We start from the raw sequence: 13,272 nt of genomic DNA on the forward strand, positions 1-13,272 counted from the left end.
GATTAAATAAAAAGCATAAAATTCAGGCATTACTCGAAGTCGTTAAAAGTATAGTAAAAGGATTTTCGACTTCAAGCGGTGCGGTCCGCGCACAACCGCCGCGCTTCATGCGTCCGGGTCGGGTGGCGCGCCAGCCGATGCAACCGGCGCGGCCGGCGTCGCGATACGCGGCATGCGCACACCGGCATACGCAATCGCCACCGTCAGCAGTGGACTCAGAAAGCAGAACACCGCATAGGGCGCATAGCTGAGCGTGGACACGCCGAGTGTCGCCGCCATATACGCGCCGCAACTGTTCCATGGAATCAGCGCGCCGGTCGGCGTCGCCGCATCGCCGACCGCGCGCGACAACACCACCGGCTCGAAGCCGCGTTGCGCGAAAGCGTTCTTGAACATGCGCGCGGGCAGGACCACCGCGATGTACTGATCGGCGGTCACGATATTGGTCGCGACGATCGAGGCCACCAGCGACGCCACCAACGCACCGGCGCTTTTCGCCCGTTCGATCACCGGCGTAATCACACGCTCGAGCACCCCGCACTTCTCGACCACGCCGCCGAATGCGAGTGCGGTGATGATCAGCCACACCGTGTCGAGCATGCTTTCCATCCCGCCGCGCGAGACCAGCAGGTCGAGCTGGGGATTGCCCGTCGACAGCTTGTAGCCGTTCGCGAGCGCGAGCCACACGCCTTTGACGACCGCGAGCCATTCCGGCACATCGGGCCTCGCGGCCGCGAACGCGATCACCCGTTCTGGCGCCACGCACACCGCGAGCACGCCGCCCGCGAGCGCGCCCAGAAAGATCGCGGTGAACGGCGGCGTCTTCAGCAGCGCCAGCACGATCACCAGAATCAGCGGCACGAACAGCCACAGCGAAATATGGAACGCTCCTTGCATCGCCTTGATTTCGGCGCTGGCGTCGAAATCGCCGGGCCGGCCGACCAGATAGAACAGCCCGAGTGAGATGATCATCGCGAGCGACGAGGTCAGCAACACTTCACGCAGATGCCGGTACAGGTCGACGCCGGCCGCCGCCGCGGCGAGATTGGCGGAATCGGAAAGCGGCGAGGATTTGTCGCCGAGATACGCGCCCGAGATGATCGCGCCGGCGGTGATCGCCGGACTCAGCCCCATCCCGTGCGCGATGCCCATCAGGCCGATACCGATCGTGCCGGCCACTGTCCACGAACTGCCGATGCTCATCGACACGAAGCCGCAGATGGCCGCCGCGGTCATGTAGAAATAATTGGGACTCAGAAGCTTCAGGCCGTAATAGACCATGCCGACCAGCGTGCCGCTCAGCGCCCATGTGCCGATCAGCGCGCCGACCGCGAACAGGATGAAGATCGCGCCGATGCCGGTGCTGACACTGGCGACCGCCGCTTCGCCGAGCGACGCCAGCGTATGCCCACGGCGCCAGCCGATGAACACCGCGATCATCGTCGCGACCACGAGGCCGACCTGGTTCGGGCCGCCCGCGCCCGCGTCGCCGAACAGATAGAAGGACAGTCCCACCAGAACGACGAGGCTCGCGATCGGAATGATCGCCTCGGTCATCGTGACCGGCTGCGGTGTTTCGGGCCTCTTCATTTGCAATGATCCCCGTAGCGACGGCCGCCGTAGCGACGGTCGCCGCGAACGCGTGGCCGTCGCGCGACATGCACTGCCGCGCTGCACGTGCCGCCGCCCGCTCGCCGGTTTCGCGAGCGGACGACGCCCTTCCAGTCAGCCGCTGGATTGCTGCGCCGAAACGATCAGTAGTCGACCGGATCGCGGATGATCGGGCAGGTCATGCAGTGACCGCCGCCACGTCCGCGGCCCAGTTCGGCGCCGACGATCGTAATCACCTCGATGCCCTGCTTGCGCAGCAGCGTGTTGGTGTAGGTGTTGCGGTCGTATGCATAGACGACGCCCGGCGATGCGCACACGAGGTTCGCGCCGCTGTCCCACTGCGTGCGCTCGCGCTGGTAGTCGGTGCCGCCGGCCTCGACCACGCGCAGCTTCTTCAGGCCGAGTGCCTCGGCCACCACGTCGGTGAACGGCTTGTTTTCCGCATGCAATTCGACGCCGCTCGGATGGCTACTCGGCCGGTACGAGAACGTGCGGGTCTTCGCCATGAAGTCCGGCGCGACCAGCACGCAGTCGCGGTCCGCGAACGTGAAGACCGTATCGAGGTGCATCGCCGCGCGAATCTTCGGCATCGCCGCGACGATCACGCGCTCGGCGGCGCCCTTCTGGAACAGCGTGGCGGCCAGTTGGCTGATCGCCTGGCGCGAGGTGCGCTCGCTCATCCCGATCAGCACGACGCCCTTGCCGATCGGCATCACGTCGCCGCCTTCGAGCGTCGCGAGGCCGTGGTCCTTGGTCGGGTCGCCCCACCACACGTTGACCTTGCCCGCGAAGTCCGGGTGGAACTTGTAGATCGCGGTGGTGAGGATCGTCTCTTCGTGACGCGCCGGCCAGTACAGCGCGTTCAGCGTAACGCCGCCGTAGATCCAGCAGGTGGTGTCGCGCGTGTACAGCGTGTTCGGCAGCGGCGGCAGCAGATATTCGGTGCCTTGCGCAGCCTCTTTCGCGACTTCAAGCGCCTTGCCGCCGTGCGCTTCAGGAAAGTCGTGAGTCGACAGACCGCCGATCAACGTTTCGGCGAGCTTACGATTGTCGAGCCCTTCCAGATAGCTGCGCAATTCGTCGATAAAGCCGAGGCCGACCTGGTTCGGCACCACCTGGTTGTCGAGAATCCACTTCTTGCCCTCGGGCACCGCGACCGTTTCCGCGAGCAGATTGTGCATCTCGACCACTTCGACGCCGCGGTCGCGCATCTTCGTCACGAAATCGAAGTGATCGCGCTTGGCGTTCTCGACCCACAGCACATCGTCGAACAGCAACTCGTCGCAATTGCTCGGGGTCAGGCGCTGATGCGCGATGCCCGGCGCGCACACCATCACCTTGCGCAATTGTCCGACTTCGGAGTAGACACCCAAACCGCCCGCTTTCGCTTCTGTATTCGCCATCATGATCTCCTGAATGCCAATATTGGCCAGCTATGTTCAACCGAGTCCGTCAGAGTGCGATCCTGCCGGTCGCGAGTCCATAAATACCGATGATCGCGCCGATTGCCGCAACGATAAAGATGATCCAGTCCGAGCCATTGAAGACGCTCTTGTTCTGTTCGCGCCGCGCCCATACGTAAAGCGCGGTGCCCGGCGCATACAGCACCGCCGACAGCAGAATGAATTTGAGGCCGCCCGCCCAGATCATGAACACCGTATAGATCACCGCGACGGCCGCCATGATCAGATCGCGCCGGCGCTCTTCGGGGCGCACGTCGTAACCCTCGCCGCGATTCGAAATCATGAACCCGTACGCGGCCACGAACAGATACGGTATCAGCGACATCGCGCTGGTCAGATTGAGCATCAACGCGAACGCGTCGCGCGAGAAGTACGTGCTGATGACCAGCAACTGCACGACGATGTTGGTCAGCCACAGCGCGTTGGCCGGCACCTTGTTGGCGTTTTCCTTCGCGAACACCGACGGCATGTCCTTGGTCTTGGCCGCGGTGAACAGCACTTCCGCGCAGATCAGCGACCACGCGAGATAGGCGCCGAGCACCGAGATCAGCAGACCTACGCTGACGAACACCGCGCCCCAGTGACCGACCACCGATTCGAGCACCGCGGCCATCGACGGCTGGCGCATTCCGGCGACGTCGGCGCGCGCGAGCACCGCGTACGGCAGCATCGACACCAGCACCATCAGCGTCGTGACGACGACGAAGCCGAGGATCGTGGCCTGACCGACATCGGAGCGCTGGCGCGCATAACGGGAATAGACGCTCGCCCCTTCGATACCGATGAACACGAACACGGTGACCAGCATCGTCGCGCGCACCTGTTCGAGGATGCCGCCTTCGAGACCGCCGCCATACAGATTCGCCTGGAACAGGTCCAGCCTGAAGCCGAAGATCAGGATCACGATGAACACCAGAATCGGAATGACCTTGGCGACCGTGACGATACTGTTGATGAAGGCCGCCTGCTGCACGCCCTTCAGGATCATGAAGTGGAATAGCCAGATGCCGATCGATGCAACGACGATCGCGACGATCGTGTTGCCGTCGCCGAACACCGGGAAGAACGCGCCGAGCGTCGACTTGATGAGCACCCAGTAGGAGACGTTGCCGATACAGCTGCCGATCCAGTAGCCGAAGGCGGAGAGAAAGCCCGGATAATCGCCGAAGCCCGCTTTCGCATACGCGAACACGCCGGCGTCCAGATCGGGTTTTCGTTCGGCCAGCGACTGGAACACGCGCGCCAGCATATACATCCCAGTGCCGGCGATCAGCCACGCAATGATGGCGCCTATAGGTCCGGTGGCATTCGCGAAAGTCCGCGGCAGGGAGAAGATCCCGGCGCCGACCATGCCGCCCACCACCATCCCGGTGAGCTGCATCTTTGACATTTTCTGTGGAGTAGACGCCATTCGGATTCCTTTTCGTTACCTTTTTAACTACGGTTTGTAATCAGATACGAACGAAACGTGTCTCTCGACCAATCGAGTTTCCGATCGGCCGCACTACCCGGCAAGCCAAGACGTGAAAAGAATGGGCTGTCCGTTGGCGTTTGTCAATTGAATGGCGGATTAGATAGCTGTTCTTTTTTGATCCGTGTCGTGTGATTCGCGCACGCTTACCCTGGGAGGCGATCGGTGTCGAGCCTTTTATGAATACCCACACGATTGCCGCGAAAAATCGTAACGCGGCAATAAGGCAATTCGTCGGAGCAACCGCTTGATGCGGCGCCGTGGCGGCCAGATCGAGCGGGCGCCTGAGCGAAAAGCCACACGAACACGCGTAGTGGACGGACGCGCCAAAGACCGTTACACGGTGATTGTGCAACCGCAATAAAGCGGGGACATGCGCGGGTTTAAGAGAGCCGCAATTGGCATCATTTGCGGCTTCGATTTGACAATGTTATTGCGGTGGCGAACAAAACCCGAATGCGGCGGGATTGGCAATACATGCGCCGGTATTGCGATAAGCCATTTATGTTTAAAGCAATTTCCTCAATCTCAGGCGTGCTTCGAGTCCGCCGCCTGCGCGATTGTGCAGCGTCAGCGTCGCATCCATCGCGAGCGCGAGTTGCCGCGCGATCGCCAGTCCGAGGCCGGTGCCGCCGGTCTGCCGGTTGCGCGAGCCCTCCAGCCGGTAGAACGGCTCGAACACCGTTTCCAGTGCGTCGGCCGGAATCCCCGGGCCGCGATCGAGCACCGAGACGGTCGCCTCGCCGTCGTGCAACGCGCCGATCTCGATCCGCGCGGTCCCGCCGTACTTCAGCGCGTTATCGACCAGATTGCCGACGATGCGCCGCAACGCCTGTGGCCGCAGGGTCAGCGACTGGCCGAAGCGCCCCTGCAGCGTCACGTCCTGCCCCGCATCGACGTAATCGCACACGAGACTGTCGAACAGCGCGTCGGGATCGATCCGCAGCGGCACCTCGGCGGTGCCGTGCATCGTGCGCGCGTAGGTGACGCCCTCCTTCACGAGCGCCTCCATCTCCTGCAGATCCTGGCGCAGCTTCGCGGCCTCCGCTTCGCTGTCCATCGTGTCGACGCGCAGGCGCATGCGGGTGATCGGCGTTTGCAGATCGTGCGAGATCGCCGCGAGTATCTGCATGCGCTCGGTCATGTAGGTCGCGATCCGGTCCTGCATCGCGTTGAACGCGCGCGCGGCGCGCGCCACTTCGGACGGCCCGCTCTCGGGCAGGCGCGCGGCCTTCAGGTCGGGGCCGAGCGTGTCGGCCGCCAGCGCCAGCTGGTGCAGCGGCCGGGTCGCGAGCCGCACCGCGAGCCAGCAGCAGGCGGCCAGCACGATCAGTTGCAGCGACAGCACGAGCGGCAGCCAGCGCGACAGCGGCGCGCCGGACATCGGCCGCAGATCGATCGTCAGCGGCGTGCCGTCGGACAGGCGCAGATGCACCTGCAGGCGCTCGCGCTCGCCGGGCACCGCGTTGACCGTCAACGGATAACGCGTGCCGATGCCGTCGCCGATCGATTGCGCGACCCGCGCCGACAGACTCGCATCGACCGGCGCGCCGGGCACCCCGGGACCGAGCATGAATTCGTAGCTGCGTCGCGCGAGCCGCGGCAGCCACTGCGCGCGCTCGTCAGGCGGCAGATGATCGAGCAGCGCGACCGAACTCGCGACCTCGCGCTCGATATAACCCATCATCACATTGGTCATCGTCTGGTCGCGCTCGGTCATCGTCAGCCAGAACGACAGCGTCTGCGCGAGCGCGAGCCCGACGAACAGGATCAGCGCGAGCCGCGCGAACAGCGTACGCGGCCAGTGCGGCCAGCGCCAGCCGCGCGTGCGTTGCGGCAACGGCAGCGCGCTCATCGCGGCTCCGCGAGCGAGGTCACCGCGGCGGAGAACACATAGCCCTCGCTGCGCAACGTCTTGATGTAGCGCGGCTCGCGCGCGCCGTCGCGCAGCCGCTGACGCAGCCGGCTCACCATCAGATCGATCGAGCGGTCGAACGGATCGGCCTGGCGGCCCTGGGTCAGGTTGAGCAGCTGGTCGCGCGTCAGCACTCGCTGCGGATGGTCGAGAAACACTCGCAGCAGCCGGTACTCGGCACCGCTGAGCGCGACCATCGTGCCGTCCGCGTCGAGCAGATGGCGCGCGGTCGTGTCGAGCCGCCAGTCGCCGAAGCACAGCATCTGCGCCGACTCGCTCACCTGCATGCCGGGCGGCAGCATGCGCGCGCGGCGCAGCACCGAACGAATCCGCGCGAGCAGTTCGCGCGCCGCGAATGGTTTGGTCAGGTAGTCGTCGGCGCCCATTTCGAGGCCGACGATCCGGTCGGCTTCCTCGTTGCGCGCGGTCAGCATCAGCACCGGCACCGTGCGGAATTTGCCGAAGCGCAACTCGCGGCACAGCTCGAGGCCGTCTTCGCCGGGCAGCATCAGGTCGAGCACGATCAGGTCCGGCGCGCCGTTTTCGAGCGCCGCGCGCATCATCCGGCCGTTGGCCGCGAGCGACACGCGGATGCCGTTCTTCTCCAGATAGCCGGCGAGCAGTTCGCGAATGCCGCGATCGTCGTCGACGATCAATACGTGGTCGGTGGATTCCATTGACGGTTTAACTGTTGCGGCGTTTCGGTTGCACGGCGCCCGGCTGGATCAGGTTGCACTGGAGCGGATGCGCGAGTTCGGCCGCGAAACCGCCGGCGATCAGCGCCGCGATGGCGAGCAGGCGTCTCATGCGTCCTCCAGTACGGACAGACTCGCGCCGTCGGCCACATTGGCTTCGAGCGCATACGGGTCGACCCCGTCGAGGCAGCCGATGTTGACGCGCCATTGCCCCGGGTCCTTGCGGGTCTGATGAAACGGGTAGATGCCGCAATGCTTGCAGAAGTAGTGCTTCGCGACCTTCGTGTTGAACTGGTACAGCGTCAGCGCGTCTTCGCCGCTCAGAATCTTCAGTTGGGCGGCCGGAAAGAGCGGCGTCATCGGTGCGCCCTTGCGACGGCACAGGCTGCAGTTGCAGCGGCCGGCGGGCGTGATTTCAGTCTGGACTTCGAAGCGAACGGCCCCGCAGTGACAGGACCCTTGCAGTACAGCGGCGCTCATCGTGCACTCCGTGATTTGACAATGTCTGCTTTATAGCCTGGTTCGTCAGTCCAAATATGTCGTAATGTATCTGCCGATCGGGCCGATACATAAGCTTGCAATTAAAGTGTGCTCAGTCGCCGTTGCGCAATCGCGCGGCGGATAAATTTATCCCTGTCATTGGCATGGATAAATGCAGACAAATCCGCATAAGGGTCGGCCAGGCCCGCTATATTCCGCCGTGCAGCGCCCGCTTGCCAAGCACAATCGGAATGTGTCAGCAAGTGGACAATGAGCGAGCGCGGTTTATCCGGCGTAAAGCCGGCCGTCAAAAATGAATACGCTTGACTTTTAATCAAGGCCCACTTCCAATAGCCATGTTGCAGTGCGGCGGCGCACCAATTAAAGGCGCGCCCCGTATTCATTGCGCGCTTCAATCCCGCGTAATTCAACCGTAATTCAGCCTGCCGTTGTTTCGTCCGCCGTACTCTCGGTGTCAGCTCGAAATGGAGCACTCCTCAATATTGGAGTCGTCTTGGCCGCAACAAAAAATCAACCTACTCCCCGCGATCCCGCCCGCATCGACCTCGCGCTGCAAGGCGGCGGCTCGCACGGCGCATTCACCTGGGGCGTCCTCGACCGTTTGCTCGAAGAGCCGTGGCTGCAAGTCGAAGGTATCTCGGGGACCTCGGCCGGCGCGATGAACGCGGCGGTGATGGTGAGCGGCTATCAGCGCGACGGCGCGGCCGGCGCGCGTGCCGCGCTCGAAGCGTTCTGGCGACGCGTGTTCGAAGCGTCGGTGTACAGCCCGTTCCGGCGCAGCCCGTTCGACGTGATGATGGGCCGCTGGACGCTCGACTATTCGCCGTTCTTCATCGCGATGGATCTCGCGGCGCGGATGTTCTCGCCGTACGACCTGAATCCGCGCGGCGTGCATCCGCTGCAGAAGATCCTGCAGGAGTCGATCGATTTCGAGCTGCTGCGCGACGCGCCGATCAAGCTGTTCATCACCGCGACGCGCGTGCGCACCGGCCAGGCGCGGGTGTTCCGCAATGCCGATCTGACGCCCGAGGTGCTGCTCGCCTCCGGCTGTCTGCCGACGCTGTTCCAGGCGGTGAAGATCGACGGCGAGGACTACTGGGACGGCGGCTACGCGGGCAATCCGACCATCACGCCGCTGGTGCGCGAATGCACGTCGAGCGACACGCTGCTGATCCAGGTCAATCCGGTCGAGCGCGATGAGACGCCGCGCAGCGCGCGCGACATCATCAGCCGGCTGAACGAAATTGCGTTCAACTCGCCGCTGCTGAAAGAGCTGCGGATGATCGCGCTGCTGCGCCGCGCGGCCGACGCCGGCAGCGACGAAGGCCGTCATTGGGCGGAAATGCGCATCCACCGGATTTCGAGCGAGGTGATGACGGAGCTCGGTTATTCGTCGAAGCTGAACGCCGAGTGGGGTTTCCTGACGATGCTGCGCGACGAGGGCCGGCGCGCGGCCGAAGCGTTCCTCGCCGAGCACGGCGATTCGATCGGCGTGCGCTCGTCGCTCGATCTCGACGCGTTGCTCGACGGAGTCTGACCATGGACGTCATTACGTTGACACCGCTCGCGATCGGGCTGGGTCTGTTCGGCATGCTCGCGAGTCTGGCGCTACTGATCGGTTTCGCGTATCGCGGCTGGACCGTGCTGCTGCTCGCGCCGTTCGCGGCGATGCTGGCCGCCGCGATTTCGGGCGAGCCGATTCTCGCGCATTGGACCCAGACCTTCATGAACAGCGCCGCGCGCTTTCTCGCGCAGTTCTTCCCGCTGTTCCTGCTCGGCGCGCTGTTCGGCAAGCTGATGGAAGACAGCGGCTCGGTCAAGGCGATCGCCGGCTATATGACGGAGAAGCTCGGCGCGCATCGGGCGATCCTCGCGGTCGTGATCGGTGGGGCGCTGGTCACCTATGGCGGCGTGAGCCTGTTCGTCGCGTTCTTCGTGATCGCGCCGATGGGCACCGCGCTGTTCCAGGCCGCCAATATTCCGCGCCGGCTGATGCCGGCCGCGATCGCGCTCGGCACCTCGACCTTCACGATGTCCGCACTGCCCGGCACGCCGGCGATCCAGAACGCAATCCCGATGCCGTTCTTCGGCACGACGCCGTTCGCGGCGCCGGGGCTCGGCGTGATCGCGAGTATCGTGATGATCGGGTTCGGGCTGTGGTGGTTGTCTTTGCAACAATCGCGCGCAAAGGCGGCGAATGAAGGGTTCGACGGCGTGGCCGTTGTGGGTGGCGCGGCGGGTGCCGCTGTTGCCGCGACGCCGGCCACAAGGCCAGCGCCCGATGCGGCGCTCGTGCGCGAACGCGCAACCGTGTCGCAAAGTTTCGATCCGGAAGAAGCCGCGCGCGGCCATATCAGCGAGGACCTGCCGTCGTTCGGTATCGCGATGACGCCGTTGGTGCTGGTCGTGCTGCTGAACTTCGTGATGAACGTGCTGGTGCTGCCGCGCATCGATGCCGACTATCTGGCCGAGCCGCGGTGGGGCGAGACTTCGCTGGCGGCCGTCGGCGGCGTATGGGGCGTGTGCGTCGCGCTGACCGTCGCGATCGTTGCGCTGATCCTGCTCAATCGCCGCCGCCTGCCGGCTTTGCGCGCGACCATCGATGCCGGCGCGAACGCGTCGGTGCTGCCGGTGCTGAGCGTCGGCAGTCTGGTCGGCTATGGCGCGGTGATCGCCGCGCTGCCCGCGTTCGAGCTGGTGCGCGAATGGGTGCTCGGGATCGGCGGCGGGCCGCTGGTGTCGCTCGCGGTCGCGACCAACCTGCTCGCGGCGCTGACCGGCTCCGCGTCCGGCGGCCTGACCATCGCGCTCGATGCGCTCGGCAGCACCTATCTGCAACTGGCCGGGCAGTACGGCATTGACCCGGCGTTGCTGCACCGGGTCGCGGTGATCTCGTCGGGCACGCTCGACAGCCTGCCGCACAACGGCGCGGTTGTCACGCTGCTCGCGGTGTGCGGCTCGACGCATCGCGAGAGCTATCGGGACATCGTGATCGTCGGGATTCTCGGCGCGCTGCTCGCGCTGGTGGTGGTGATCGTGCTGGGGACGCTGTTCGGGTCGTTCTGAGTCCGCAACGGTGTTACTTCCGGCGCTCCGAATGAGCGCCGGAAGTAACGAGGGGTCTTGCATTGACGGTGGTTACCGTCGATGCAAGACCCCTTTGTGTTTCTGCCCGCTGCCAGCTGCTCAACCTGCTTTGCAGGGCTTGCTGCGCGGGCCACCGTATCGCCGCACTATCGGTAGCAGCGCGCTGATCCTCGCACTATCACGCCGCCGCGCGCGCCGCGTTCATCCGGCCGAACACGAACTGTCCCAGATACCAGACCAGCTCGGTATTCGCGAAGATCGCCTCTTCGGTCACCGTCGACGCTTCGAGCTTCATCCGCCGCAGCATCAGCTTGCCTTCGCGCGACGTCGTCCACGCATGCATCAGTTCCTTGCGGGTCTTCGCATCGGCGGCGCTGAAGTGGTCGCGGCCCTTGCGCGAGTCGTCGTTCATCCGCGCGCGCACTTCTTCTTCGCGGCTTGCATGACTGTGCGCGATGGTCTGGCGCGTTTCGGTCCTCACCGCCTGCTCCTGCGCCTCGTCGGCGAGCAGCTTGGCCTGCACGTCGACCATCGTGCGCTCGGCGTCGGACATCTTCCAGTTGTCGCGCAACGCGCGCATCAGATAGCCCGCGGGGCTCTTCTTGACCTGACCGCGCTTGATCCGGAAGCGCGTGTATTCGACCGCCTGCTGGATCCGCTCGTCGGTCCAGATATCGCGGCTCTCCGAGATCTCGGTGAACTGCTTGGTCGACAGCCCGAATTCGTCGGTGAGAATCTTGTACAGATGGCTCGCGTCCGCGAGGCTCGCGAGCACCGCGTCGGCGGTGTCTTTGCGTTTGAGCAGAAAGCGGATGCGGTCGATCTTCTTCGAGGTCGTCGACGCGGTGCGCGTCTCGTACGACAGCTCGATATCCGACACCTCGTTGATCTCGCGCACCGCCGGTTCGAGCCAGTCGCGCTTGAAATATTTGAAGATCGCCGCGTTCGCGCCCATCTTGCCGGGCCAGTTGCGCATCTCTTCGAGTTGGATCCAGTCGGTACGCGCCGCGGGTACGTGCGGCAGCACCTTGTCGTAGATTGCGCGTGCGAGCGAGCGCGTGAAGGCGGTGGAAATGCGCAGACTCAGCCAGTGCGATTTCTGCGGGTCGCGGATATGCGGCACGAGCCGCGGATGCACGTCGAAGCGCATCCGGCCGCGGTGAAAGCCGACCATACCGATCAGCTGCACCTGCACCCACAGGTCGTTTTCGGTCGGATCGCGGTCCGCCGGCGTATTGGTCACGCGGACCTTGGCGTTCTGCGCTTCGTCGGCGATCGTGCGCAGGTGCTTCAGATTGCGGCTGTCGTAACGCATCAGCCACTTGAAGTAATTCAACTCGACGTCGTACTGATCGCGCTGCTCGGGCTCCTGCGCGACGATGAAGTACGCCGCGTCGAGAAAGCGCCGCGCCGGCAGCCCCATGTTGACGATTTCGGTGAAAAAGTCATTGCGCTGATAGCCGATTTCGCGATTGGCCTCGTTGATGCGCAAGCCCTGGTCGAACATGTCTTCGAACAGCGCCAGCGCCATCTGACGCGAGGTCGCCTTCGACTTGCCCTCTTCCGGATTCTCCGCTTTCTCCGCTGCCATGGCCTTCGTCCACTTTTTCGCTCCCGGGACTCTAAGCAGGCGGTGGTGAGCTGTCAACACACAGAACCTCACCATCGCGAAAGCCGGGCCGGTGCGCAGCGAAACTCGACGTTCCGAACGCTGTTGCGCACACAAAACCTCACCGTCATACACAACCAACCTCACCGTCAAACCGCGGCGCGCAGCGGCAAAGCCTTGTGCGACGGCACTTCCGGCGCTGTGACGAGCGGGGCGCACAACCTACCTCACCTTTGCGATACCCGTGTCGTGGATCCACATCGAGCCTCACCTTGGTGGGGAAAAAGCCTCACCTTGCTGCACAGCGAACCGCACCTTTGAACACATTCAACCTCACCTTTGACACAATGCACCTCACCTTTGAAACCCTAAGTATCTGAATCAACTTGAGATTGCGTTTCTCTGTGGGTTTGTTGGTTCGTTGTCGTTTTTAAAAAACAACCTACAAACCGAGCTGAGCAGAAAGGTAAGAAATGGCGCAACGCAGCATGGTGAGGTTGATTGTGCAATTCTCGTTTTCGCTATCATGATGATTTTCAGACGATGGTGAGGTTAATTGTGCTTTGACGCTCGACGTACTTTTTCGGCCTTGGAAATGACTGCTTCGGAGCGTTGCGCAGAGATCTCCAAGGTGAGGTTCGTTGTGCGTTTGGCCTTTTGAGTGACCATGAGCTGCGTAATGGGCGTATTTCGGCTCGGCGAAGCGCGCTGAAGGTGAGGTCGATTGTGCGCAAGGGTCTAAATGACGAATCGCGGAACCGCGAAAAGGCACAAATGACCTCACCTGTTGCCGGTTTTTTGATCAAAGATGAGGCTCGGAAGGCCCGCCACGTAAGCAAGGTGAGGTCATTTGTGCCTTTTCAGGACGGCTGGCCGCGCTCACGACGGCTTGGAAACGATGTGTTTTGATCCGCTGGGGC

Annotated in this window: 11 protein-coding genes; 2 read left to right on the plus strand and 9 right to left on the minus strand. The window is 63.6% G+C overall.

What is annotated here, in order from left to right; all coding sequences use genetic code 11:
- Positions 1-105: 105 nt before the first annotated feature.
- From nhaC to BTH42_RS35140, 8 genes are all read right to left on the minus strand, one after another.
- The gene (gene nhaC / locus BTH42_RS31315; RefSeq protein ID WP_075305060.1) at positions 106-1,590 is read right to left on the minus strand and encodes a Na+/H+ antiporter NhaC; all 1,485 of its coding nucleotides are present in this window, start codon (positions 1,588-1,590) and stop codon (positions 106-108) included.
- A gap of 164 nt (positions 1,591-1,754) precedes the next feature.
- The gene (gene arcA / locus BTH42_RS31320; RefSeq protein WP_372237299.1) at positions 1,755-3,017 is read right to left on the minus strand and encodes an arginine deiminase; all 1,263 of its coding nucleotides are present in this window, start codon (positions 3,015-3,017) and stop codon (positions 1,755-1,757) included.
- Between the two features lie 46 nt (positions 3,018-3,063).
- Positions 3,064-4,485 (minus strand): basic amino acid/polyamine antiporter, encoded by a 1,422-nt coding sequence (locus tag BTH42_RS31325; RefSeq protein WP_075305062.1) that lies wholly within the window; start codon positions 4,483-4,485, stop codon positions 3,064-3,066.
- Between the two features lie 568 nt (positions 4,486-5,053).
- Positions 5,054-6,400 (minus strand): ATP-binding protein, encoded by a 1,347-nt coding sequence (locus BTH42_RS31330; RefSeq protein ID WP_075305063.1) that lies wholly within the window; start codon positions 6,398-6,400, stop codon positions 5,054-5,056.
- Positions 6,397-7,137 (minus strand): response regulator, encoded by a 741-nt coding sequence (locus BTH42_RS31335; RefSeq protein WP_075305064.1) that lies wholly within the window; start codon positions 7,135-7,137, stop codon positions 6,397-6,399. The genes BTH42_RS31330 and BTH42_RS31335 overlap by 4 nt, the downstream gene beginning before the upstream one ends.
- Positions 7,138-7,144: 7 nt before the next feature.
- Positions 7,145-7,267 carry a hypothetical protein gene (locus tag BTH42_RS36195; protein ID WP_256702451.1) on the minus strand — a complete coding sequence of 41 codons (123 nt, stop codon included), beginning with the start codon at positions 7,265-7,267 and terminating at the stop codon, positions 7,145-7,147.
- Positions 7,264-7,635: a GFA family protein gene (locus BTH42_RS31340; protein ID WP_075305065.1), complete on the minus strand. Its 372-nt coding sequence runs from the start codon at positions 7,633-7,635 to the stop codon at positions 7,264-7,266. The genes BTH42_RS36195 and BTH42_RS31340 overlap by 4 nt, the downstream gene beginning before the upstream one ends.
- Positions 7,636-7,736: 101 nt before the next feature.
- Positions 7,737-8,039: a hypothetical protein gene (locus BTH42_RS35140; protein ID WP_143752273.1), complete on the minus strand. Its 303-nt coding sequence runs from the start codon at positions 8,037-8,039 to the stop codon at positions 7,737-7,739.
- 110 nt (positions 8,040-8,149) lie between these two features.
- Between BTH42_RS35140 and BTH42_RS31345 the strand changes: the two genes are divergently transcribed.
- Positions 8,150-9,193, plus strand: a complete 1,044-nt coding sequence (locus BTH42_RS31345; protein WP_178392271.1) for a patatin-like phospholipase family protein — start codon at positions 8,150-8,152, stop codon at positions 9,191-9,193.
- 2 nt (positions 9,194-9,195) lie between these two features.
- On the plus strand, positions 9,196-10,722 hold the full coding sequence (locus BTH42_RS31350; RefSeq protein WP_075305066.1) for a GntP family permease: 1,527 nt from the start codon (positions 9,196-9,198) through the stop codon (positions 10,720-10,722).
- Positions 10,723-10,921: 199 nt separating this feature from the next.
- Here BTH42_RS31350 and BTH42_RS31355 read toward each other — a convergent pair whose 3' ends face one another.
- Positions 10,922-12,334, minus strand: a complete 1,413-nt coding sequence (locus BTH42_RS31355) for a replication initiation protein (RefSeq protein ID WP_075305067.1) — start codon at positions 12,332-12,334, stop codon at positions 10,922-10,924.
- Between the last annotated feature and the right edge of the window lie 938 nt (positions 12,335-13,272).

It is taken from the genome of Burkholderia sp. SRS-W-2-2016 (genome assembly GCF_001931485.1).
Lineage (GTDB): Bacteria > Pseudomonadota > Gammaproteobacteria > Burkholderiales > Burkholderiaceae > Paraburkholderia.

What these genes read in the sequence shown, in the direction of transcription:
- nhaC (WP_075305060.1), bottom strand. Translation starts at nt 1,590, where the DNA reads ATGAAGAGGCCCGAAACACCGCAGCCGGTCACGATGACCGAGGCGATC.
- arcA (WP_372237299.1), bottom strand. Translation starts at nt 3,017, where the DNA reads ATGATGGCGAATACAGAAGCGAAAGCGGGCGGTTTGGGTGTCTACTCC.
- BTH42_RS31325 (WP_075305062.1), bottom strand. Translation starts at nt 4,485, where the DNA reads ATGGCGTCTACTCCACAGAAAATGTCAAAGATGCAGCTCACCGGGATG.
- BTH42_RS31330 (WP_075305063.1), bottom strand. Translation starts at nt 6,400, where the DNA reads ATGAGCGCGCTGCCGTTGCCGCAACGCACGCGCGGCTGGCGCTGGCCG.
- BTH42_RS31335 (WP_075305064.1), bottom strand. Translation starts at nt 7,137, where the DNA reads ATGGAATCCACCGACCACGTATTGATCGTCGACGACGATCGCGGCATT.
- BTH42_RS36195 (WP_256702451.1), bottom strand. Translation starts at nt 7,267, where the DNA reads ATGAGACGCCTGCTCGCCATCGCGGCGCTGATCGCCGGCGGTTTCGCG.
- BTH42_RS31340 (WP_075305065.1), bottom strand. Translation starts at nt 7,635, where the DNA reads ATGAGCGCCGCTGTACTGCAAGGGTCCTGTCACTGCGGGGCCGTTCGC.
- BTH42_RS35140 (WP_143752273.1), bottom strand. Translation starts at nt 8,039, where the DNA reads ATGAATACGGGGCGCGCCTTTAATTGGTGCGCCGCCGCACTGCAACAT.
- BTH42_RS31350 (WP_075305066.1), top strand. Translation starts at nt 9,196, where the DNA reads ATGGACGTCATTACGTTGACACCGCTCGCGATCGGGCTGGGTCTGTTC.
- BTH42_RS31355 (WP_075305067.1), bottom strand. Translation starts at nt 12,334, where the DNA reads ATGGCAGCGGAGAAAGCGGAGAATCCGGAAGAGGGCAAGTCGAAGGCG.